20 protein-coding genes are annotated in these 23,175 nt (G+C 47.1%); 17 read left to right on the forward strand and 3 right to left on the reverse strand.

All coding sequences use genetic code 11. The features are described from left to right. The first annotated feature begins 181 nt into the window (after positions 1 to 181). The 9 genes from HP552_RS14975 (at position 182) to HP552_RS15015 (ending at position 9,280) form a co-directional block, all read left to right on the forward strand. Positions 182 to 628 carry a RidA family protein gene (locus HP552_RS14975; RefSeq protein WP_175396228.1) on the forward strand — a complete coding sequence of 149 codons (447 nt, stop codon included), beginning with the start codon at positions 182 to 184 and terminating at the stop codon, positions 626 to 628. Between the two features lie 23 nt (positions 629 to 651). Beyond that, the gene (locus tag HP552_RS14980) at positions 652 to 1,224 is read left to right on the forward strand and encodes a GNAT family N-acetyltransferase (RefSeq protein ID WP_175396401.1); all 573 of its coding nucleotides are present in this window, start codon (positions 652 to 654) and stop codon (positions 1,222 to 1,224) included. A 21-nt stretch (positions 1,225 to 1,245) separates the two neighbouring features. After that, positions 1,246 to 2,061 carry an aminoglycoside phosphotransferase family protein gene (locus HP552_RS14985; protein WP_175396229.1) on the forward strand — a complete coding sequence of 272 codons (816 nt, stop codon included), beginning with the start codon at positions 1,246 to 1,248 and terminating at the stop codon, positions 2,059 to 2,061. Positions 2,062 to 2,092: 31 nt separating this feature from the next. Next, positions 2,093 to 4,273, forward strand: coding sequence for a class I SAM-dependent methyltransferase (locus HP552_RS14990; RefSeq protein ID WP_175396230.1), 2,181 nt, complete (start codon positions 2,093 to 2,095; stop codon positions 4,271 to 4,273). Next, positions 4,270 to 4,827, forward strand: a complete 558-nt coding sequence (locus tag HP552_RS14995) for a histidine phosphatase family protein (protein WP_175396231.1) — start codon at positions 4,270 to 4,272, stop codon at positions 4,825 to 4,827. Before HP552_RS14990 ends, HP552_RS14995 begins: the two co-directional genes overlap by 4 nt. A gap of 63 nt (positions 4,828 to 4,890) precedes the next feature. Next, positions 4,891 to 5,427: a DinB family protein gene (locus HP552_RS15000; protein ID WP_246310898.1), complete on the forward strand. Its 537-nt coding sequence runs from the start codon at positions 4,891 to 4,893 to the stop codon at positions 5,425 to 5,427. Positions 5,428 to 5,433: 6 nt separating this feature from the next. Beyond that, positions 5,434 to 6,120 (forward strand): 3'-5' exonuclease, encoded by a 687-nt coding sequence (locus HP552_RS15005; protein WP_175396232.1) that lies wholly within the window; start codon positions 5,434 to 5,436, stop codon positions 6,118 to 6,120. A gap of 384 nt (positions 6,121 to 6,504) precedes the next feature. After that, positions 6,505 to 7,509, forward strand: a complete 1,005-nt coding sequence (locus tag HP552_RS15010; protein ID WP_175396233.1) for an ABC transporter substrate-binding protein — start codon at positions 6,505 to 6,507, stop codon at positions 7,507 to 7,509. 112 nt (positions 7,510 to 7,621) lie between these two features. Further along, positions 7,622 to 9,280, forward strand: coding sequence for an AraC family transcriptional regulator (locus tag HP552_RS15015; protein ID WP_246310899.1), 1,659 nt, complete (start codon positions 7,622 to 7,624; stop codon positions 9,278 to 9,280). A 227-nt stretch (positions 9,281 to 9,507) separates the two neighbouring features. Here the strand turns inward: HP552_RS15015 and HP552_RS15020 are convergent, their stop codons facing one another. Then, positions 9,508 to 9,885, reverse strand: a complete 378-nt coding sequence (locus tag HP552_RS15020; protein WP_175396234.1) for a VOC family protein — start codon at positions 9,883 to 9,885, stop codon at positions 9,508 to 9,510. Between the two features lie 251 nt (positions 9,886 to 10,136). Here HP552_RS15020 and HP552_RS15025 point away from each other — a divergent pair, with 251 nt between their 5' ends. The 7 genes from HP552_RS15025 (at position 10,137) to infC (ending at position 18,801) form a co-directional block, all read left to right on the forward strand. Beyond that, a complete protein-coding gene (locus tag HP552_RS15025; protein ID WP_175396235.1) occupies positions 10,137 to 12,317 on the forward strand; it encodes a putative PEP-binding protein in 2,181 nt (726 codons plus the stop codon). Positions 12,318 to 12,446: 129 nt separating this feature from the next. Beyond that, positions 12,447 to 14,384: an LTA synthase family protein gene (locus HP552_RS15030; RefSeq protein WP_175396236.1), complete on the forward strand. Its 1,938-nt coding sequence runs from the start codon at positions 12,447 to 12,449 to the stop codon at positions 14,382 to 14,384. A 252-nt stretch (positions 14,385 to 14,636) separates the two neighbouring features. Then, the gene (locus HP552_RS15035) at positions 14,637 to 15,644 is read left to right on the forward strand and encodes an LLM class flavin-dependent oxidoreductase (RefSeq protein WP_175396237.1); all 1,008 of its coding nucleotides are present in this window, start codon (positions 14,637 to 14,639) and stop codon (positions 15,642 to 15,644) included. A gap of 69 nt (positions 15,645 to 15,713) precedes the next feature. Beyond that, complete coding sequence (locus tag HP552_RS15040) at positions 15,714 to 16,487, forward strand: metallophosphoesterase family protein (RefSeq protein ID WP_217506436.1); 774 nt, start codon at positions 15,714 to 15,716, stop codon at positions 16,485 to 16,487. Between the two features lie 104 nt (positions 16,488 to 16,591). Beyond that, positions 16,592 to 16,915, forward strand: coding sequence for a (2Fe-2S) ferredoxin domain-containing protein (locus tag HP552_RS15045; protein ID WP_175396238.1), 324 nt, complete (start codon positions 16,592 to 16,594; stop codon positions 16,913 to 16,915). 362 nt (positions 16,916 to 17,277) lie between these two features. Beyond that, positions 17,278 to 18,210, forward strand: coding sequence for a manganese-dependent inorganic pyrophosphatase (locus HP552_RS15050; protein ID WP_175396239.1), 933 nt, complete (start codon positions 17,278 to 17,280; stop codon positions 18,208 to 18,210). Positions 18,211 to 18,309: 99 nt separating this feature from the next. Then, positions 18,310 to 18,801: a translation initiation factor IF-3 gene (gene infC, locus HP552_RS15055; protein WP_175396240.1), complete on the forward strand. Its 492-nt coding sequence runs from the start codon at positions 18,310 to 18,312 to the stop codon at positions 18,799 to 18,801. Positions 18,802 to 18,924: 123 nt separating this feature from the next. Here infC and tgl read toward each other — a convergent pair whose 3' ends face one another. Next, the gene (gene tgl / locus HP552_RS15060) at positions 18,925 to 19,749 is read right to left on the reverse strand and encodes a spore coat transglutaminase TGL (RefSeq protein WP_175396241.1); all 825 of its coding nucleotides are present in this window, start codon (positions 19,747 to 19,749) and stop codon (positions 18,925 to 18,927) included. 271 nt (positions 19,750 to 20,020) lie between these two features. Here tgl and HP552_RS15065 point away from each other — a divergent pair, with 271 nt between their 5' ends. After that, positions 20,021 to 22,762: a PAS domain-containing hybrid sensor histidine kinase/response regulator gene (locus HP552_RS15065; protein ID WP_175396242.1), complete on the forward strand. Its 2,742-nt coding sequence runs from the start codon at positions 20,021 to 20,023 to the stop codon at positions 22,760 to 22,762. Between the two features lie 113 nt (positions 22,763 to 22,875). Here the strand turns inward: HP552_RS15065 and HP552_RS15070 are convergent, their stop codons facing one another. Then, the gene (locus HP552_RS15070; RefSeq protein WP_175396243.1) at positions 22,876 to 23,088 is read right to left on the reverse strand and encodes a cation:proton antiporter regulatory subunit; all 213 of its coding nucleotides are present in this window, start codon (positions 23,086 to 23,088) and stop codon (positions 22,876 to 22,878) included. Between the last annotated feature and the right edge of the window lie 87 nt (positions 23,089 to 23,175).

The raw sequence follows: 23,175 nt of genomic DNA on the forward strand, positions 1-23,175 counted from the left end.
TATTGAACGTAGTATAGGGGAGTTAAACTTGAAAGCAATGAACTAGGATAGCACGGTACCTGTGATCAAGGTATAAACATTGCTTAAGTCTTAGATCGGGCGTATATTAATGTTTATCCAAAATAGTAATATATTGATAGATGTACGATGTAAACATTTGTCTCCAGGGAGGTCGAAGCCGATGATAGCAACGAGGTTGAGTGAATTGGGTATTATCTTGCCACAGGCAAGCACACCGGCAGCGAAGTATGCCAATGCGGTCATTGTAAATGGGTTGATGTACGTGTCAGGGAAAGGGCCGGATACAGTGGAGCGTGGCAAACTAGGGGAGGATTTTACGACCGAGCAGGGGTATGATTTTGCCCGGAATGCAGGGGTCGAAGTGCTCGCCGTGGTCCAGGATGTGCTGGGTTCACTGGATCGGGTGAAACGTGTGATCAAGGTTCAGGGCTTCATTAATGCTTCTGCTTCCTATCAGGAACATCACAAAGTTTTGAACGGGTTTTCGGATCTAATGATGGACGTATTTGGGGAGAAGGGCGTGCACGCACGTTCGGTTTTTGGAGCTGTCTCCGTACGGGATAACCTGCCACTTATTGTGGATTCCATATTCCAGGTAGAGGAGTAGGGAGCATGACTAACACCAATCCAATGAATCCGATTATGCTGTCTTTTCCTGAGAGCTTCAATACAACCCGTCTCACGATTCGAGCTCCGGAGTGGGGAGATGGGGCGGAAATTAACGATGCCATTCGCGAAAGTGTGGAGCAGCTGCGTCCGTGGCTGCCCTTTGCCGAAAATATACCTTCGTTAGAAGAATCCGAAGCACATGTTCGCAAAGCCAGATTGCAATTTTTGGAGCGAACCGATATGGTTCTCCATTTACGAGATAGACATACCAATGAATTTGTAGGCAGCAGCGGTCTGCATCGCATCGATTGGAATGCACGCTGTTTCGAGATTGGCTATTGGATCAGAACATTGCGGACCGGTGAAGGACTGATGACGGAAGCGGTGCAAGGGATTGAGCAGTTCGCAATTCAATATCTGGATGCGAATCGATTGGAGATTCGCTGTGATTCGCGTAATATACGAAGTGCCAAAGTGGCTGAGCGCGCAGGATTTACTCTTGAAGGCATACTGCGAAGTGTGCATCGTGACCGTGCAGGTACGCTGGTAGATGTCATGGTGTTTAGTAAAATCAGAGGCAAAGAATTCGAATAACAGATGGGTGGGGGCTCAGTTATGAAGCTTATTGGTCAGGGAAGAACCGCAGACATCTATGCTTATCCGTCCAATCAGATTATGAAATTGTACAAAAGTGACTTTTCGTTTGAAGCTGTCCAGAATGAATTCAGAATTACGCAAATTCTATATGACAAGGGATTGCCCGTGCCACAGGCCAGGGTAATTATAGATGAGGCGAATCGTCAAGGAATCGTGTTTGAACGAATTGAAGGTCATACGATGTTTTCAATGATGTTTGGACAGCCCCTAAGACTTCAGGAGCTTGTACATCAACTGGCTGTCTGCCATGTGGAGCTTCATTCCCAAAGTGACGATCAAGGAGTTCTTCCTTCACAGAAGCAGATCTTGTCAGGCGCAATTCGAAGAACACAGCTATTGTCCGAAGAGGATAAGACACGCATACTGGTTTACCTGTCAAGTCTCCCGGAACGAACACAGATCTGTCACGGTGATTATCATCCCGATAATGTCATGGTGAACGAGATGAAAGACAGCTGCTATGTGATCGATTGGATGACGGGCATGTCGGGCGATCCTGCAGGTGATGTGGCACGCAGCTGGGTCATATTAAAAAGCGCATCGTTACCGGAGGATGCGGATCCGGAGATTCGATTGGGATTTGAAAGGTCTCGTGATACGATTGTGGATGGGTACACCAACCATTATATGCACCTTACTGGCTTAACCTGGAAGGAGATCGAATCATGGATTCTGCCTGTTGCTGCTGCACGTCTGGAAGAGTGTTTGCCAGGCAATGAAGCAGAAGAAGTGCTGAAATTTGTCCAGGAGCAACTGAATCAATTGAACGTATAAATTGAACTAAAATAACGAGGTGAATGTCAACATGCTGCACTCATTAGAAGCCATACATTCCTACAGAAGAGGCAACATCCCAGAGGCGGGGCAGCATTCATGGCTGCAGCTGCTGGCAGCAGCCGAGCAACCCATTATTAATCTGGAACGTATTCATTCCATTGCTGAACTTGAAGGGACCAATCCCGTTCTGGACTACGTGGAGCGGAGTTTGCGCGTACTGGATCAGCAGAATGTTTCCTTTTGGGTACGTGAGTTGGTAGAGGAAGTGCTGGTCTGGTCGGAGACAGCCAAAGCCGGTTCCCTGAAACAAAGAAAGGTTTGGCAGCGCGCAGGGATAAATCTGTTCGTACATAATATTGGATCCGCACAGTTATACAGTCAGTACGTTATTCATCGGAAGACAGGAAGCATGGACGATGGCTATCATACGGTTGATCAAACACCCGAATTATATGCTGATCGGGAGAACACCATAACGCCGAGGCAGCACATGGTTCGCACCTTAATTGCGACGCATGGTCTTATTGGTCAATACATACGAGGTGAGATCCCTTTTGCCGAGAATGCTCCGCTGCATTCCTTCATAACGCAAGGCTGGCTGACAGCCGAGGAATTGCAGACCATCCTGATGGCGCTCAATGAATGCATTATTGCTGGTGTTGATCCGATGCTGTGGAGACAGGTCGAATCAGAAGTACAGCGAATTGTAGGGTGGATCATTAGTGAGCCGGATCATGCAGACTGGCCGTTGAAGGAACGACTATCCCGTCTGAGGAGTTTATCCATTCGTGAAGGAGAGTCCATGGATGAAGCTTATGCCAACCTGCAGACAGAGCTTGATATAGAAAAGGTGCTGGCACCGCTGTCTCATCTCACATTGTGGTACGTGGAATCCGCATTGCGTGATTTTTCTTTGCAGGAAATGGTCAAAGTTTTCCTGCTCTCCCTGCACAGTAAGGACATGGCTACCTCAGCACCGGAGGCAGATGAAGTACGCCATATCAGCTTCGAACCGTTAATGAATACGATGTATTACGATTATAAAGGCGTCAAGAAGCTGAACATCTACAAAAAACGAATGATTGAGAAGTACCTGGAACAATGGTCCTGGAAACAGATTGAAGAGGGACAGTCGGTCACTTATCCTCACTTGACCCATCGCGCCTTACGTCATCCTGATTTGACGGATACGGTTTTTGTGACTTTTGAGTTTTCACCTGCGGCCGAGAAGCTGATTGCGTTTTGTATTGAAGCCGAGAAATCTCCATTATACGAGAAGGCTGTATTGTTGCTGTTCGATTTGTTCGGACTGCGGCGGGATGCGTATGACCGGTTTCATAATGAAGAAACATATCTGGCGGACATGAACAGCTCGGGTGATTATAAAAAAGTGCTGCTGGACTACATCGTTGGCAAACGTGTCCTGGATATTGGTCCTGGCGGGGGCGTGCTGCTTGATCTCATTGAGCAGGAGAAACCGGATGCGGAGCCGATCGGCATTGATATCTCTACCAATGTCATCGAAGCGCTGGAGCGCAAAAAGCAGCGGGAAGGTCACCGCTGGCAGGTGATGAAAGGGGATGCTTTGCAGCTGGATCAATACGTGCAGCCAGGCACGGTGGATACGGTCATTTTTTCATCTATTCTGCATGAGTTATACTCCTATATTGAGCGAGACGGACGGAGATTTAACACGGACACGGTTGTTGCAGCACTGAAGAGTTCGTTTCACGTACTGTCGCCGGGTGGAAGGATCTTGATCAGGGATGGCATTATGACAGAACCTGAAGATCAGAAAAGGCGGATTCGCTTTTTGGAACCGGAAGGGATGCGCTGGTTGGAACGATATGCTCAGGACTTCCAGGGTCGTGAGATTACATTCGAACGGGCTGCTGAAAATGAAGCTGTTCTCAACATCAACGATGCGATGGAATTTCTGTACACATATACATGGGGCGAAGAAGCATATGTTCACGAGATCCAGGAACAGTTTGGCATCTTTACCCCATCTACCTATGAAAATTGTATTCGCGAAGCACTTGGTGAGCAGGCCGAGATCATTCGGCTGGAGCATTTTCTTCAGGAAGGGTATAACGAGGCACTTGCAGAACGCATTGTGTTCATGAAGGAAGACGGTCAGCCGGCACCTTTGCCAGACAGCACCTGCCTGATTGTTATTGAGAAGAAGAAAGGGATGGCGGGCAGATGAGGAATGAGGCCACAACGGTTTTATACTTTGTTCGGCATGCGGAGTCAGCTTATGTGGAAGGGCAGGAACGAGAGCGGGGACTCACGGAACAGGGGAAGCGGGATGCGGCGGCAGTTGCAACTCTGCTCCGTGAGGAGCGAATTCAATGCTTTTATTCCAGTCCTTACAAGCGGGCAGTGGATACGATTCAGGAACTGGCTGAAGGAGCGGGTGCATTCGTGGTGACAGTGGAAGATTTGCGAGAACGTAAGCTATCCGATGAAACGGTGAAGCATGCCGATTTTCGTGGAGCCAAACAACGATTATACCTTGATCCTTCCTTTGCATACCCGGGAGGAGAGTCAGGTGAACAGGCATGCTCACGAGCTGTACCTGTAATTGAGCGAATTCTGGACACACACGCTGGACAAAAAGTCGCGATTGGGACACATGGGGATGTGATGACCCTTATTTTTCAGCATTTTGATCCTTCCTACGGTTACGATTTCTGGGTGAGCACAACGATGCCGGATATTTATAAATTGGAGTTCGATAAGGAACATAATTTGGTGTAGGTCACCCGTCTGTGGCAAGAGTCAAATTAATTCTAATCCGTAGATCCTCAAGGAGGTTACAGCATGGATGAAATGACAAATATCAATGATTTGAGCCCTGATCCAGCCATGACGCCGGTAGTAGGTCTGCTGCATGCCATGGTAAATTACAATGATGAGAGATTAATTCGACTCGTGAAAGACATGAGTGCGGAGGAATTGCAGTTCAAAGGACCTGCACATGATGTAAACAGCACAGCCCAGCTGTTAAGACACATCAGTGTTGTGTTGCTTCACTGGGTATTTCGCTTACAGTCTCAAGAAGTGCCTGCTGGCTATACGGAGAAATATGGACCGATGTTTGACGCAGATGGAAAGTTACCTTTGATACCGGACTTGACGATACAAACCTGGCTGCAAGAGCATTCTTCCATTCGGGAAATGTTCAGAAGTGTATGCCTGTCTTTGCAAGATCATGATCTGGAACGGGTGGTTCCTTATGAAAATGGAGAAGGTGCAGTGATTCGCTGGAGTCTGTTCCATATTGCGGACCATTGCCGACACCACTATGCTCACATCGTCTACCTGAGACGTACATATTCCGAACAGTTCAAGGGGTAGGTACTTATGGAAATCAAGTTTTATCCCGACCGATATGTTGTGGACGACCTGTATGTGCCCGAGCTGCACGAGCGCTTGTACTGCATATTTGATCTCGAAGGGACAGGGATTCATCCCGAGCAAGAGAGCATTACCCAATTCGGTGCAATGGATTACAAACGCGGACAGACAAGGAATTCAACATTCTCTTCCTTCTCACGTGCCAGTAAACCGATACCGAATGCTGTAGCCAAGTTAACGGGCATATCGAATGAGGATATGATCACAGCTCCTGCTTTTACAGAAGCATTTCATGCATTCTCCAGCTTTGTGGGGGACAAGATTCTCGTAACACATGCAGGGTATGAATATGATCTGCCTATATTGAAGCGTCACTGCGAGCAATTTGACGTGTCGATGTTTACCAATAAGGTGCTGGATACGAAAGCGATGTTCACGTATATTCATCCTGAAGTGCGTGAGGTTATTTCTACGGATTTTCTGATTCAGTATTATAACATCAATACAGTCGGCATTCGAAGACATGATGCCTTGGCGGATTGCGGCATTATTGCTCGCATACTGGGTCAACTTCTTCAGGAGTATGATGAGAGGGGCTTGGATCACTTCACTGCAGATCCTACTCGCTTCGTGCGAAGATTTGAGATACCTGAGATGTACAAGATCACACCAAATGGAGGAATGCCGAAATGAGCAGAACAGCGGCGGAGAAGCTCCTGAACGATTTGAATGATGGCAAGCTGATCACAGATCAGAAGTTTAAGAAAATCCCGAATTGGTCGGTTATGTGAGTGATGATATCGGACTGATTGGGGGCTGGATTACTGCAGGGAGAAGTCCAAAGTACCTTTGTGAGACAACTGCTTGCAAGTTACCATAACGGGAAACTGCCTCTGCGCTAGCAGAGGCAAGGTAACCCCCATGCTTCTTGTTTGTATAAAAAAATGAATTCAAATGTGTATTGTGAGTCTGGTAAGGCGTAAGGTACAATTCACCTTAGAACTTAATTGAGAATGATAATCATTATATATTTACATTCTCTTTTATACAGCTGATTACATAGGGGTGAAGAGTAGCATGGCAAGTTGGAGTAACAGTATTAAAGGTTGGGGAATCGCAGTTCTGGTTACGGTATTGCTTATCACGGGATGTAGTGCTAATCCAGGTGCACAGGAGGAACAGGCTCAGACATTGGTAACTGAGAATGCTGCTTCTGGCGACATTGCGTCTGAAACAAACCAAGAGACGGAGACACGTGTGGTACAGGATGAATTCGGAGATGTAACGATTCCGGTGCATCCGCAGCGCATTGCTGGTATCTATGTGGAAGATTACCTGAAGGCTCTGGATATCACACCTGTAGTGCAGTGGTATAATCCGATGTGGGGCGTACAGGAATATTTGGATCTGGATGTGCCTCAATTTGACACGACAGGCAGCATTGAAGCGTTATTGCAATATGATCTGGATCTCATCATAGTGGATGGCGGAGTGGACATGGAGAAATATGAGATGTATTCAAAGGTGGCACCGACGTACCGCCTGCCAGAAGACATTTTGCAGGATTCCAATCAGATTTTGACGACCATTGCCGATGTTGTAGGTAAACCGGACAAGGGTAAAGAAGTTGTTGCAGCATATGAGGCCAAGATTGCAGACGCCAAGGCGAAGCTTAAGGAAGCGGTCGGGGGTGAGACTGTAGCTGTTGTCCGACTGAATATCAGCGATAATACACTGGCATTATTCGGTATTAAAAATCGGTTTACCGGATTTATTTATTCGGAGCTTGGTTTAACGCCGCATCCACTGGTCAGCAAGATGGAAGAATATCAGGAAATCCTTTCTGAAGAGGGTATTCCAGAGCTTGATGCGGATCATATTATTTTATTTCCATCCAATGGAGACTGGTCTTCCCCCGAGAACAAGGAAGCTTTGAAGGTGCTGGATAGCAAGTTGTGGAAATCCCTTCCTGCAGTCAAAAACAACCAGGTGTACATGATGGAAAGGTCGTATTGGCAATCCGGTGCGATAACGGCGAATTCGATGAAGATTGATGATCTCTTACAAAAAATGACGCCTTAGTGAAATTTTTAAGTATCCAATCAAGAAAGCTCTTCAGCCAGGGTTGAAGAGCTTTCTTTTTTCGTTTACACTATTTATAAATGATAACTATTCTCAATTAAGGACGATGACGATGTCACTTACAATAGAACAGATTCTTCCCAAGCCCTGGCTTTGTTCTCTTCAGCATATTCAGTATGTGCAGTACCCTCTTTCAGAAACATCCATTAGGATAAATTACACGACGTCAAGTAACCATTCATTGTTCATTGTTACCCAGGGAGAGGGAGAACTGCTGGCTCAAGATGTCATGTTCAAGTTAAGCAAAGGAATGATATTGTTTGTTCCCGCTGGAGCACCCATCTTACCTCTGCAAAATGGAATTTGCTCAGAAACAAAGTTGCATTACTATAAACTTGACCTGGTACTGGCGGAGGTAAGCAAGGATGCTCCAAACGCTCAACTTGATAAGAAGAAACCTGCTTTTCAGCAACGAAATGAAACCTTGGAACCATCCATGCCTATTGAGTTGTCCTACAACCCTTGGAGCTCCTGTCTGGAAGTGTTGGATCAAATGCTGCGCCAACAGGAAACGAGTGATTGGTTGACACAATGGGACCTGCAGCTGCGTTTTCAGGAATGGTTCCGTGGGCTCCTTCAACAAAATGATCCGCGAAATACTTGCCAGGATCATCGATCCCTTTTACAACGGTCTATTCGCTATATCCGTGACCATTACAATCAACCTATTACGGTGGATGAACTGGCCGCGGATACTCGGCTCACCAGATCCAGTTATACTCGGCAATTCAAGGAGATGACAGGCAAGCTTCCTCTGGATTATGTGAATACGATTCGCCTGGAACGTTCCAAACAGCTTCTGCAGCTAACGGATGATCGGCTGCATGACATTGCTCAGAATGTTGGGTTCAGTAACGAATATTATTTCAGTCGTCGGTTTAAGCAATATGCAGGCATCTCACCGGGTGTATACAGACGTCATTATCGTCAGGAAGTGCGTGTATTTGCGCCGTATCTGGAGGATTTTGTGCTTGCGCTCGGTGTGGAGCCCGTACTTCAATCTGCTCACCATTCCTGGGGAAAACAGCGATATTTGGGATTGGATCATATACCAGAATTCGATGTGACCCGGCAGGATGCGATTTTCAATGAGAGCCATAAGCCTGACTTTATTTTGCTTAATGCTGGTCATACACGGTGGAATCTGGAACGTTTCAAGCATACTGTCCCTACTTTTTATGTGAATCACCAAGGAGAGGACTGGCGTTCCATTTTGAGATCGACAGCGGACGTGTTGGGAAAAGGGAATCGTGTTTGGGATATTGTCGGTACTTATGAAGAAAAGGTGAGAGAGGCCAAGGATCTGTTAGCGCGATGCACACAGGGAAAAACGGTAGCCTTTTTGCGCATCTCAGCAACTCAAATTGTGTTGTACGGTGTAAAGCATGGTTACGTAGGACCTGTAATGTACGGAGACCTGGGATTGACACCGCATCCTCTTGTACAGCAATGGACTAAGGAGGAGCGCAGAATCGACATTCGACCGGAACATTTGGCCCAGCTGCATGCGGATCATTTGTTCATTACATTTGATAATGTGGATTCTGTCATGCACGGGGAGGAGCGAAAGCTGCTGGACACGACAGAATGGAAGCAGCTGCCTGCCGTCAAGCGTGGCCATGTGTATGAGGTCGATTTTCTGAGCTGGATGAACTACGGTGTTATTTCCCATGGGAAAAAGATTGATGACATATTGCGGTTTATGGCTTGAGGATTGGACACATTGACGTAGATATTGGCGCTTTCGGATTTGCGGGAATATTGTGTTGAAAAGAACGAAAATCGATAGCGCAATTATAGTGAAGTTCTATGGTTGTAAAACAAACTAGGCGGCTGACTACTATTGTCAGTCGCCTAGTTTGTGATAAAGACATTCATAAACCAAAGCTCTCATCTGGTTGAAGATCACAAAATCGTAACATAGATACCTGCATTACATTACTCTTTTTCCATCACAGCGAAGTAATTGTTCTCATCATCTGCAAAGTTGAACACCCTTCCGCCCGGAATCGTAACCAGTTCACCAACCGTAACCTGCTTGCTGGACAAGTCCGAATAGAGCCGATCGAGGTCTTTTGTGAAAAACATAAGCGAAGGTGTACCCAGATTTAACTCAGGGGACATTTTGGCAATGAGTTCCTTGTCGTGCAGAATAAGAGTTGTCTCGGCACCTTCTTCAGGAGCAATCTCAATCCAGCGCATGTCCCCGCTGTTTTCTTCGGAGACCACGTGGAAGCCTGCTTTTTCTGTCCAAAACTGAAGGGCTTTGTCCTGATCGTTTACGTACAACATGATTTGACCAACTTTGCTAAACAATGATAGTCACTCCTCTGTAATAGTGATGAATCACCTTGCATGGGTATGCCTCGTCATTCTTGAGTTGTTTCTGATGAGTCAAGCTATATACTACCATAAATTTCTTGCCATATCCGTTTACATTCCCAACACAAAATGCGCAAGCAAATGTCCTTGACTGCGGGTTTGCATCATACCATTAAAAAGAGGGTGATTCGCAACAAGCGAGTACCTCTAAGCATAGCCATGGAATGGCGGATGGGAGCGCTGTAATGACGACACGGGTAGTTCTGTTGGAAGAAGGCACGGCAGAGATGAAAGGACTAATGGGCAGTATAGGAGCCGGGCTTGCGGAGCTATGTCAAGCGGGTTGGCCTGTCCCGGCGGGATTCACCATTACAACGGAATGCTGTCACGAGTTCCATACCCGTCCTGAACGATTTTACGGCGAAGGGTCGGAGGATGTAATCAAGGCAGTTTGGCAGCTGGAGCGGCATACAGGTAAAACCTTCGGCGATCCGGGGGCTCCGCTTTTGCTTGCTGTGCAAGCCAGTGACGTACTTCCCGAAGCTGCGAACTCCCTAGTGTTACTGCATGTAGGTTTAAATGACATCACGGTAGAAGGCTTTGCACGTCAAATCAACAATCGTCCCTATGCATTGAACTGTTACCGGGTATTGCTGCAGAATTATGGCCGCTTGGTCCATGGAATTCCGTATGCAGTGTTTGAAGAACGATTGGGTAATATCACGAGCCTGGATGAAACGAAGCTTGAGTTTGCTATAGCCCAATATAAAGACGTCATCGAAGAATGGGGGCATCCACCTTTCCCTCAGGATGTGCAGCTTCAACTGCAAGGTGCCATTCGTGCTTTCTCCCGTATAGATTCAGGAAGGCAAAAACAAAACGTCAACACTGTTTCGGTAGAGCAGGGTACGCCGGTATTAATCCAAGTGTTGGTGAATGGAGAATATGGGGATCGCTGCGGAATGGGGACAATTTACTCGCGTCATCCGCTGACTGGGGTTAAAGGATTGTACGGGGACTACACTCCCTCTGCAGCTTCTGCATCTGATGCTGAGGAACTGGAGCAGCTGAGGAATACGGAACCTGAATTGTATAAGATTCTGCTGCAAGTAAGCCGTGAGCTGGAGAGCCGGAGTACTGCTGTTCAGGAAATCCAATTTATCATTGAGTCGGGTAAGCTTTACCTTTTACATGCCCGGGACGCATGTCTGACTCCTGAAGCAGCTCTAAAAACGATGGTAGATTTCGTCCACGAAGGTCTGCTGACCAGGCAAGAGGCGCTGCTGCGTGTGGAGCCCTCTCACGTATTCGAAGGGGCAAATCAATTTGCAGAATTAAAGAGAACTGCCGTGGTCAATAAACATCAACAATCATCTCCTTCACTTGAACTTCGACAGCTGCTCGAATGGGCAGATGATGTGAAAAATATAACCGTACTGGCAAATGCAAGCCACCCCCGTGACGCCGCGATAGCCCGTACGCTTGGGGCCGAGGGAATTGGTCTAAGTCGAACGGAACATATGCTGCTTTCCTCTTCACGGTTACCCTATGTACAAAAGATGGTGCTGGCGGAAACGGAGTATGAGCGCAAACGCGGCCTGGAACGTCTGCTGCCCATGCTGCAGTCCGATTTGGAGCAGATTTTCGAAGAAATGGACGGATATCCGGTAACCATACGGCTGTTTGACTTATCGTTGGATGAACTTCTTCCGGATGTGGAAGCGTTAGAGGAACGTCGGAATTCCTTGCGGGCAGGCAATGAAGGGGGAAATGAAACCAGTCTTGAGGAGCTGGATCGCATAATCCAGCGTGTTTACCGGTTGTATGAACAACACCCGATCAGTAGACAGCGTGGATGTCGTCTTGGAACCGTTTTCCCGGAGATCTATGAAATGCAGATTGAAGCCATTTTTCGCGCGGCGCTCAAAAGCATTCGTCAAGGACTGTGGGTTCGCCCTGAGATTGTAGTGACTTCGAGAGGTCCAGGCAGCGAACTTCAGATGATCAGAGAGCTGATTGATGATGTGGCTGACCAGATTCTCGGGGAGGAAAGACGTCACTGCCACTACAGGGTAGGCTCCATGATCGAAGGTCCTCAAATGGCGTTAACTGTAGCCCACATCGTTAGGCATGCCGATTTCCTGTCCTTCGGGACTGAGATTCTGCATCTTGAAGGGGGGGAACAATTGCTGGAACGTGCTATTGTTCAGGCCCGCCTCCGCAAACCTCATTTGAAAGTGGGTCTTTGTGTGGAGGAAAGTATTGGTTTGGATATCCTGACTTATAGTCACCGCATGGGAATGGACTACGTAAGCTGTCCGCCTGAGCAGGTGGCCTACACAAGAATTGCTGCAGCACAAGCGTTACTTATGGCTCGGATGCAGGACAGAGACGTACAGAATGATGATATATCGACAACAGCTTAAGTTTATGAGCAAATAAGCTAGTTAGAGGAATTCGGGTCCGTTCATGGAATACAAATTGCAAAACTGTTATACTGAAATATGCGTTTTGTAAAATGAACGTAAAATTTCAGATAAGGGTTGAAAGCGACCATGTTAAATTCCAAAAATGAACGGACCTCCTCACGGACTTTATTTGCCGTCCTATTTATCCTTATGCTGCTGAAGCTGTCGCTTTTGCGGTATTTCTTTTTCCAAGGTTTGTCCGGGGTGGGTCTGGTAACCGATGCATTGGGAGCTCTGACTGTGGTGTGCATACTGGATCTCATCGTGCCGAAGCGTTGGAAGCGGATGGTATATGGCGGGTTTAACCTGCTGTTCTCTCTCATTCTATTCGCGGCTACGTTGTATAACGTGCACTTTAGTTCCGTACCGACATATACGGCACTAAGCGAACTCGGGCAGGTAGCACAGGTACGGGGCAGTATCGGACCACTGGTACGTCCTTCACATTTCTTGTTCTTTGCAGATATCATACTCGCACTTCCGGTTTGGCTCATTTTGCGCAGTCGACGTTCGAGTGGAAGGAATGGGAGTCACCGGGACAGCGGCTTGCATTTCGGAAAAATTCGCAGAAGATACTGGGGCAAGCTGGGCGTAGCCCTTACTGCTGCGTTTTGTATCGTTCTGTCAGGCAGTTTCATTGTCAAAGGCGAAACCATTGATAACGAACTGGTGCGGGCTGAAAATCTTGGGTTTCTGAATTATCAGGTATCTTCGGCCATTCTAACAAGCAAGGAAAACGAGGCCATTGCGAATGGCAATATTAATGAAACGATTGAGAAAATCAATCAATTGGTGAGCAAGTACCCTTACCAGGATCAAGCAAGTCAGGGATCGGAGATCAAGGCCAAATATTTTGGTCAGGCCAAAGGCAGCAATCTGATTGTGCTGCAATTGGAATCCTTTCAGAATTTTCCGATAAACGCTTCGCTGGATGGTCAGGTGTTAACACCGGTACTGAACGATTTAGCCAAGGAAAGCTATTATTTCTCTCATTTTTTCCAACAGATCGGACAGGGAAACACCTCGGATGCCGAGTTTATGTCCAATACATCCATTTATCCAACCGGGGTTGTCCCGATGTCAGCCGGTTATAGTGACCGCGAGCTGCCAAGTCTTCCGAAGCTGCTTCGCAAGGAAGGTTATCAGTCAGAGACATTTCACGTCAATGACGTGACGTTCTGGAATCGGAACAAGATGTATCCTGCTCTTGGATTTGATCGATACTTCGACAAGCCGAGCTTCGAAAATGACCGTTTTAACGATTTCGGTCCATCGGATGAGGAATTGTATCGTGTAGGTGTGGAAAAGATGGCTGCGCATCAGGCTGCAAACCAGCCGTTCTATGCTCAGTTCATCACAGCATCGAGCCACTCACCGTTTACGGTGCCAGCGGATCGTGCCCGCATCACCATTCCTGCAACGATTACGAATACATTGCTGCATGACTATTTACAAGCGATTAATTACACCGATTATGCGGTCGGACAGCTGATTGACGAACTGAAAGCCAACGGGTTGTGGGATAATACAACACTTGTCATCTGCGGGGATCACTTCGGATTGCCCGCAAATGACGAGATTACGGAGCAGATTCAGGCCAACCTGAATGTCCCGTATGATGGCAAAGTGAGTCGTTTTAACATTCCTCTCCTGATTCACACGCCAAAACAGGTAAAAGGTCAAGTGATCGAACAGCCTGGAGGCCAGCTTGATATTTTGCCGACGGTCATGAATCTGATGGGTGTTTCGTTAAAAGAAGAACAGTTCACCGCATTTGGCCATGATCTGCTGAATATGGATCATAATGCATTCGGTATCCGCTATTATTTGCCGACCGGCTCATTTGTGAACAATGACATCATGTTTATTCCGGGTGCAGGTTTTGAAGATGGAACAGCCTACTCGCTCAAAACGTATGAACCGGTTACCGATCTGGAACCGTATCGTTCGGATTATGAGCATGTGCTCAGCCTGATGAGGTTATCGGATGAGTACGTGAAGCTGCTGCCCAAACGAGCACCATAACGGAATGCAGGCTCTGATCAACAAGTAACGTCGCCAGCTGCTGCTCATGCTGGTGACGTTTTTTTTGTATTCATAGTTTACGGATCCGTGTAAATAATGAGATAGGTGAAGTGGCCAGGTTCAATGCTCCATCCGGTAATCCTAAAATCAGGGTTTATTTTGAAACTGTAATTAATAATGTTACAATGGAATGAGCGAGGTTTTTAACATAATTTGCAGCCAACAACGCAGAAGACGAGAGGATGAATATAGATGAAACTTAGTGTACTCGAACACGGACATATCAATGAAGGACGCAGTGTGCAGGACACCCTCCATGAGACGGTGACCCTTGCGAAGCATGCCGATGAACTTGGGTACTCCCGGTTCTGGATGTCCGAGCATCATGGCGGCGGAGCGCTGTCCTTTTCCAGTCCGGAAGTGATGATTGCCCATGTAGCAGCTCATACGGATCGTATCCGGGTAGGCTCCGGCGGCGTGATGCTGCCGCACTACAGCGCCTATAAAGTCGCAGAGAACTTCCGTTTGCTTGAGGCGCTGCACCCAGGACGAATTGATCTCGGCATTGGCAGAGCACCAGGCGGCATGCCAATCGCGAGCCGGGCGCTGAATGAGGGCAAAGCATCGAATGTACAATTTTTCCCGCAGCAGATCGCTGATCTGGGCGGTTATTTCCACGAGCAGCTGCCAGAGGGTCACCGTTTTGCATCATTGGTGGCTGGACCATCCGTGCCGACTGTACCTGAAGTTTGGCTGCTGGGCTCAAGTTCAGAAGGTGCCCGTATTGCTGCAGCACAGGGAACGGCATATGCATTTGCACAATTCTTCGGTACACCTGGCGGAGAAGAAGCGATGAAGCATTATCGCAGACATTTTAAACCATCGATTCTGAATGACAAGCCTCATTCCATGATTGCCGTATCGGCTTTCTGTGCGGAGACGGAGGAAGAAGCGGCAGAACTGGCCCGCAGTAATGAACTGTTCTTTCTGCGTCTTGGCAGAGGGTTGGAACAGAGTTCCTTCCCTTCGCTGGAAACTGTGCATAATTATCCGTATACGGCAATGGAAATGGAACAGATCCGTCAGCGTCGCTCCTTCTCCATCGTGGGAACGCCTGATCAGGTGAAGGAGAAAATTACAGCCATGGCAGAACGTCACGAAGCCGATGAAGTCATCATTGCATCAGCGATTCACTCTTTTGAAGCACGTCTGCGCTCTTTTGGCCTGATCGCTGAAGCTTTTGGATTGAAGAAGGATTAACACCGGTTGAACGGGAATTTATATTTCTAAGGAGTTGGGGCCTCGCTGTGCGGGGCTTCAACTGTATTCTTGTGTGAGCAGAAAGGAGGAATTCACATTCGCAGATGTATCATAAGTGATATTCATGGCTGTTATGATGAATTCAATGCGCTGCTTAATCAAGTGAATGTTGATCCCGGTCAGGACGAACTGATTTTGCTTGGAGATTATGTAGACCGGGGACCGAAGAGCCGGCAGGTAGTTGAACAGATTATGGAGCTGCGGCAAACGCACGGTATAGTGGTTATCAAGGGCAATCATGATGCCATGATGGTCAAAGCGCTGATGAATGATGTTGAAGAGTACGACAGACACTGGATTCGCAATGGAGGACTGCAGACACTGGGCAGTTACGTGGAGGTCAGTTTTGACGAAGAACAGATCGATTGGACGGCCTATACGGAAGCCAAGCAGTGGATTCGTGCCCAGTATGAGCATCATCTTCGTTTTCTCGATGAACTTCCCCTGGTGTATGAAGTTCCTGGTTACATTTTTGTGCATGCAGGAGTTAATCCAGACGTGGAGGACTGGCATAACCAGCCTGAGCGAGACTTTATGTGGATTCGGGAAGAATTCTACACAAGGCCAACTTCCATCACGGAGACGGTGATATTTGGACACACCCCTGTGAAGCATCTGCATGACCATGCAGACATCTGGTTTGATCCCAGTGGAGACAAGATCGGTATAGATGGCGGATGCGCGTATGGCGCTCAGTTGAACATGCTGGTGATTGGCGAGGATGGCAGCATACAAACGTTTCATGTGAAAAAGGGAGAGAGTGGTCAGGGTTCGGCAGTTTAATATTTGCATTGCGTATCCAGGTTCCGTATGCTAATTTATAATTTTATAGTGGTGCTTGAATTTCAATACATATCACATCGAAGTCGAGGGGAATGAACCGAGTTTTGGCTATTTATAATCTGGATCAACTTCAGCATCACATCTTGCTCTGCAACGGCGGTACCTGCATGCGTAACGAAGGCGAGGAAGTTACTCAGGCCGTGCGGGACGAAATTATCAAGCAGCAGGCCGGTGGATTTATTCATACGACACGAACACGTTGTAATGGACGGTGCGATGATGCTTGTGTAACGATCGTATATCCTCAAGGGGATTGGTATGGCAAAATGACACCCGAATCAGGCCGAGCGTTGGTACAGGCACTGTGTGAAGGGGAGAAGCTGGAGAGTCACCTGATTGCGAATGTTGCTCAAACGGCTTCCAAATAGGAAGTGCTTCCTTCTAAAACGCAGTGTGAAGAGGTGGATTTGAGAACGATTTTCACTTAATTCGCTGTAAAGGGATTGGAAGTAAGTCTTATAGACGCTATAATCAGTAAGGGTATGAATTAAAATATGTCTAATTATATTTTTCTATACCGAATGAGGAGAGAGTTACACGATAACGGAGAGGGCAGATAAAAACCTGAAGAAGCCTAGCGTTCACCTTTATCACCGGATTTTTCCTTACAAAAAGGGATTGAAAAATCGGGCGATAACAGTGATCCGAAGGTAGTTCTGACGTCGAAGTGGTCTGTGTAACGTTGATTTTCCCATTCTGTATAAATCAGAATTGACGGAGGGCTATAAATATGGAAAAAGCGTTAATCTTCGGTCACAAAAATCCCGACACGGATACAATCTGTTCTGCAATTGCTTATGCAGATCTCAAAACCAAATTGGGTCAGGACGTTGAAGCTGTTCGTCTTGGTGAAGTGAACGGTGAGACTCAGTTTGCACTGGATCATTTCAAGGTTGAAGCACCACGTCTGATTAAAACTGCTGCGAATGAAGTTAACAAGGTCATCCTGGTTGACCACAATGAGCGTCAGCAAAGTGTAAGCGATATTGAAGAAGTGACTGTGGCTGAAGTTATTGACCACCACCGTATTGCCAACTTTGAAACAAGCCAGCCACTGTATTTCCGTGCAGAACCTGTAGGTTGTACAGCAACCATTTTGAATAAAATGTACAAAGAAAATGGCGTGGAAGTCAGCGCACCGATTGCAGGTCTGATGTTGTCCGCGATCATTTCCGATTCCCTGTTGTTCAAATCCCCGACTTGCACAGAGCAGGATGTAGCAGCAGCACGTGAGCTGGCTGCCATCGCAGGTGTGGATGCAGACAGCTACGGTCTGGAAATGCTGAAAGCTGGCGCGGACCTGAGCCAAAAAACAATTGCCGAACTGATCTCCCTGGATGCGAAAGAATTCGCTATGGGTCAAGCAAAAGTGGAAATTGCACAAGTGAACGCCGTTGACGTCAATGATGTACTTGTGAAACAACCTGAACTTGAAGCGGCAATTGAAGCGATTATTTCAAGTAAAGGTCTGGATCTGTTCGTATTTGTCGTAACTGACATCCTGAACAATGATTCCGTCGCGCTGGCTTACGGTGAGTCAACCAAAGCAGTCGAAAAAGCATATAACGTAACTCTTTCCGATAGCAGAGCACTGCTGAAAGGCGTCGTGTCTCGTAAATCGCAAATTGTGCCGGTTCTGACCGAAGCATTCAACAACCTGTAATTTAAGATCTCGTAGTTGAATGCAGCGTTTATCTTATCCAAGCCTGCTCTGATCTGTCATAGGTCAGGACAGGCTTTTGCTGTAAAGGAGAAATTCACCATGATTAAAAATGAAAAGATTAAAGCATCCGAAATCCAGCTGACCGGCCTGAACGGCGAGGATCTGGGCATTATGTCTACGAAAGAGGCACTGGCTCTTGCCAAACAGCATAAAGTTGATCTGGTATGCCTGTCTCTGATGACAAGTCCGCCGCCCTGCAAACTAATCAGTGCCGGAGCAGCCAAACAGGAAGTGCAGCAGGAGAAGAAAAAAACCGGCAAATCCCCAGATAAACGCAAAGTAAAGGAAATTCGTCTTAACCTGCAGATGGAAGATCATGACCGGGACACGAAACAATCTCAGGCAGAACGCATCTTGAAAAAAGGTGACTCGGTTAAACTGGTCATACAGGTGCACGGAAGCAAAGAAGGTACCGCCGGTAAGGAATGGGCTGAGCAGTTATGCAAGTCACTATCTGAATACGGCAGTAAGACAACTGGTGTCCAAGTGAGTGGTAAACAAGTTGTTGTCCAGTTGGACCCGCACGAATAGCATTATATTTTCCAAAAAGAAGAAGCCCAATGAAAAAGCAGAGGATCTGTTATTTCATCGGGCTCTTTTTATGCTATGGCAGAATATGAAACGCATTTCTCTCACGTTCCCATGCGATCCACATCATGTTCGCAAATACCGGCTGCCGCCAACACGCACATATAACTGTCCGGGCAAAACAGGCGTAGAACCTGCGGGTATGTTTATATCACTATTTTCGGCAAAGCGGGACAGATAATAAAAATCGGGATAAATGACGTTGTCCATTAAGTAGGCCGTAACTCTGCTGCCTGGCGTGCGGAATTGATTCAGTGTACGAATGATCTGTCCTCCTGAGGCAATGCCTATCCCATGACCGTAATACAGATCTTCACGGAGCATGATGGTGTTTTCCCCCTGCCATTCTGGTGTCTCGGAAGAGACATCCGGGTTTTTAAAATAGAGCACATCTCCGGGAAGTGCGGTATGGCTGCCGTTTTTCTCGGTTAGGCGAAGGTCACTGTCATAATGCCAATCATAGAGCAGCAAGTTGCGAAAGAGTGAATTGAAGGCCTCTTCACGGATACTGCCGAGCACGCCTCCATAAAGTACAATGACTGTAGCGGTTGCGCATTCAAATGCATACAAGGAACCATTCTTCCAAATATCCCGGATTCCATCTGCCGGAGTTACATTCGGTTTAAGCTCGAAACCTCCTTCATTATTGAGATTCCAGTATGCGGGATTACACCGGGATTTTTCAAATGAAGCAAAGCTGACGCCGCTGGCATCCAGCCCCTCAGCCGCTTCAACCAGGGAGGCCCGAAGTTTCCATTCAAATTGAAGGTGATCCATGGACTGATAGGAATATAGGGTGGGTCTGTTCTGCAGCTGCTGCAACCAGTGCCATTCAAAGGAAGACCAGTGGGTAGGTACTAAATCAAGCGGTTGATTGGCGACGATGATCATACATTACAACCTCCGTTTCGTTGGATATACAGGCTTGTGCAAATGGTTGACCACGAGTATCTTAAGGATATAAATGACGACAAATAACCGGATGAGTTTGCCTGCCATGCAGTAGGGATGAAACTTCGAAATAAAATGTCGATTCATGCAAAAGATTCATAGGATATCGTTTAATTATCATCCCATTCGGGGTACTACTCTATAGATGAAGTTATGTACAGCTCAGCCTGTTAATTACGGAATATGTTGAATTTAAAAAGGAGGATAAGTGGTGTCGAATCCAATTACAGAGAACCGCTCTCTGTTTGAACAATTGTACAAATATGCACCCATCGGCATTGCTGTTGCTTCACATGTAAACGGACATTGGCTTCAGCTTAATCCGGCGTTTTGCGAAATGCTGGGCTTTAAGGAAGATGAGTTGATTGACTCTCCGATTGTACATATGATCCATGATGATGACCTGGAAATAGAGGAACTTCGATCGAAGTTTTGGGATATGACGAACGGAATAAGCCAAATGTATGAAACGGAGGTTCGGCTGAAGCACAAGGACGGTTCACTTCTATGGTCCGCCGTAAGAGCCTGTATCGTAAGGGATGAGGCGAGCGGTGATCCCCTGTATCTGCTTGTTCAGGCAGCGGACATAACGAATCAAAAGGAAGCGGAGCAGCGCTTGATCGAACAGCGTAAACAGCTGGAGGAGAGTAATCGGATCTCTCGGCTGCTCACAGAGTCTTCCCTGGATCTGATTGCCATACATTGTGCTGATTCAGAGCGGACCTTCAAGTATGTTTCGCCAGCCTGCCAGAGCATGCTGGGATATGAGCCTGAAGAAATGATCGGCCAATCGGGCTTGTTCTGTATTCATCCGGCGGATATTCCACTCGTTGAGGCTTATGTTGCAGGTCAGATACAAGGTCTGGCTCCAGATCGTATTAGCTATCGGTTGCTGCACAAGGATGGTTCTGTTGTTTGGGCAGACACCATATCCCACTATGTCTACGATAAGAAAGGCAACCTGCAGGAGATGATTGCAGTGACCCGGGATATGACGGCTAGCAAAAAGCAGCAGCAGAGTCTGCAGGAGTACCAATCACTCTTTGACTGTAATCCATTGGGCGTAGCTTCGCTTGATCTGGAAGGGAACTTGCTGAAAGCGAACGTTAGCCAGGAACTTCTGACAGGACATTCGAAGGAGGAGCTGCTTAGTCAATCCTTTGATCATCTGATTGATCCGGTGGATTTGGCCAAGACCCGATATCATTTTGAAGAATCCGTCAAAGGAGATGCCCAAAGTTACGAAATTGGGTTGATTCACCAAGACGGACGCCGAATTGAAACCCGAGTTATTAATGTTCCCATTATCCTTGAGGATCGGGTCGTTGGTGTATATGGAATTACAAGTGATATCACGGAATCAAAGAGGTATGTGGAAGAGATCGAGAATTTAAGCTACGAACGCGCCTTGATCCTGAATGCGATGTCTGAAGGAGTTATTGGACTGGATCAGAATGGAAGGTTAATATTTGCCAATCCGGCTGCATCTGAGATGGTGGGTTTTTGTCCCAGCGAAATGAATGGCAGGCACTTTGAGCATATCATCCTGCAGATGCAAAGCGAGGCAATACCCTATCCCTTGAATGAAACCCCCATTGTAAAGGCTGTTCGTGAAGGTCGAAGCCTGCCGCGAACGGAGTCTGTTTTCTGGAGACAGGACGGCTCCAGCTTCCTCGCAGAGTTTCAGCTGAAACCGATTATGGACCAAGGGAATACCCGCGGAGGTGTGCTGGTGTTCCGCGATATGACGTCGGTGAAGGACATCATTCGTGCCAAGGAAGCAGCCGAACAGGCCGACCGTGCCAAATCGGAATTTCTTGCGATTATGAGTCATGAGCTTCGCACACCGCTGAACGGGATTATGGGCATGGCGCATCTGTTAAAGGAAACAGAACTCGATGCAGAACAATCCGGATTCGCCGAAATTATTATCGATAGCGGGGAGTCTCTGCTCCACATTCTCAATGAAATACTCGATTTCAGCAAAATAGAGGCGGGTAAAATGGATCTGTCACGCGAAGCAGTGGATATCCAGGAGATGCTCGCGAATGTTGTTGAACTTTTTGCCTTAAAAGCTGCGGAGAAAAATATAGAGCTATATTGTGAGATGTCTAATCGGATTCCTGAACGTGTGAGAGGGGATGAAACCCGAATTCGTCAGATTCTGATTAACCTGGTGGGCAATGCGGTCAAATTTACGGAGAAAGGCAGTATTCAGATTCGTGTGGATGCCAGTGTCGCCGAAGATGGCGATCCGAACAAACTGAACCTTTCTTTCGTCGTAAAAGATACGGGCATAGGCATCCCCATGGACAAACAGCATCAATTGTTTCAATCGTTCTCCCAACTGGATCCGGCCATTAATCGTAAATACGGAGGAACCGGGCTTGGACTTGCGATCAGCAAGAAGCTGGTTGAACTGATGGGCGGAGCCATTGGAGTGCAGAGTGAAATGGGCAAGGGAGCAGAGTTTCATTTCACTCTTCTGCTTGAAAAGTGGCAGGACGAATCCGGTGATGTAGTGGAAGGTTCAGAAGAAACAGATGGATATGACGATCAATCCCAGCTTGCAGCCAACATCCGGATTTTAATTGCCGAGGATCAGCCAGTGAACAGCCACCTGATGGAAGAATTGCTTCGTAAGCACGGCGGTGTGTGTGATATTGTCGAAAATGGAGATGAAGCGGTACGTGCATTGGAAAGGGAATCCTACGATATCGTCTTCATGGATATTAAGATGCCTATTATGGACGGCATCGAAGCAACCTGCAAAATAAGACAGACGCATCCCGAGATTCCGGTCATCGCGGCGATAACGGCATTTGCGGGTGCTAGTGACCGTGAGGCCTGTCTCCAATGCGGAATGCAGGACTTTATAAGTAAACCGTTCAGCTCATCTGAAATTACTCGAGTGCTGCGTACGTGGGTTCCATACATCCGGGCTCATCGTTAATGCGAAACAGGAAGCAATGACAATGTTGATTAGGATGAATGATAGTCAAAAAACCTGACCCGGGTATGGGTCAGGTTTTTTGGTTTAAATACAAGTCCGTGAACCGAAAGGGATCAGGACCATCCTCCGATTAACCCGGAGAGCGTTACGCATTCGTCATCTTCAAGTTCCGCAATCAACGTAAGTTCTTCCTGATCACTTGGATCAACAGAGAACAATTCGCGGCGTCCATCTTCGTGTACAATAATAACCAGTTGGTTGCCGCTTTTTGTATCAAACTGGTACTTGACTCCGATACCAGGCAGTGGGCATTCCCGGATATTCATGAAACCTGTCACCTCTTTAGCTATTCCAAAATGAATTTAACCGTTCTCACAGTACGGATGTATTCTACTATCCATAACACGGTTTGG

Origin of the sequence: Paenibacillus xylanilyticus, assembly GCF_013359935.1 — a bacterium.
GTDB lineage: Bacteria > Bacillota > Bacilli > Paenibacillales > Paenibacillaceae > Paenibacillus > Paenibacillus xylanilyticus.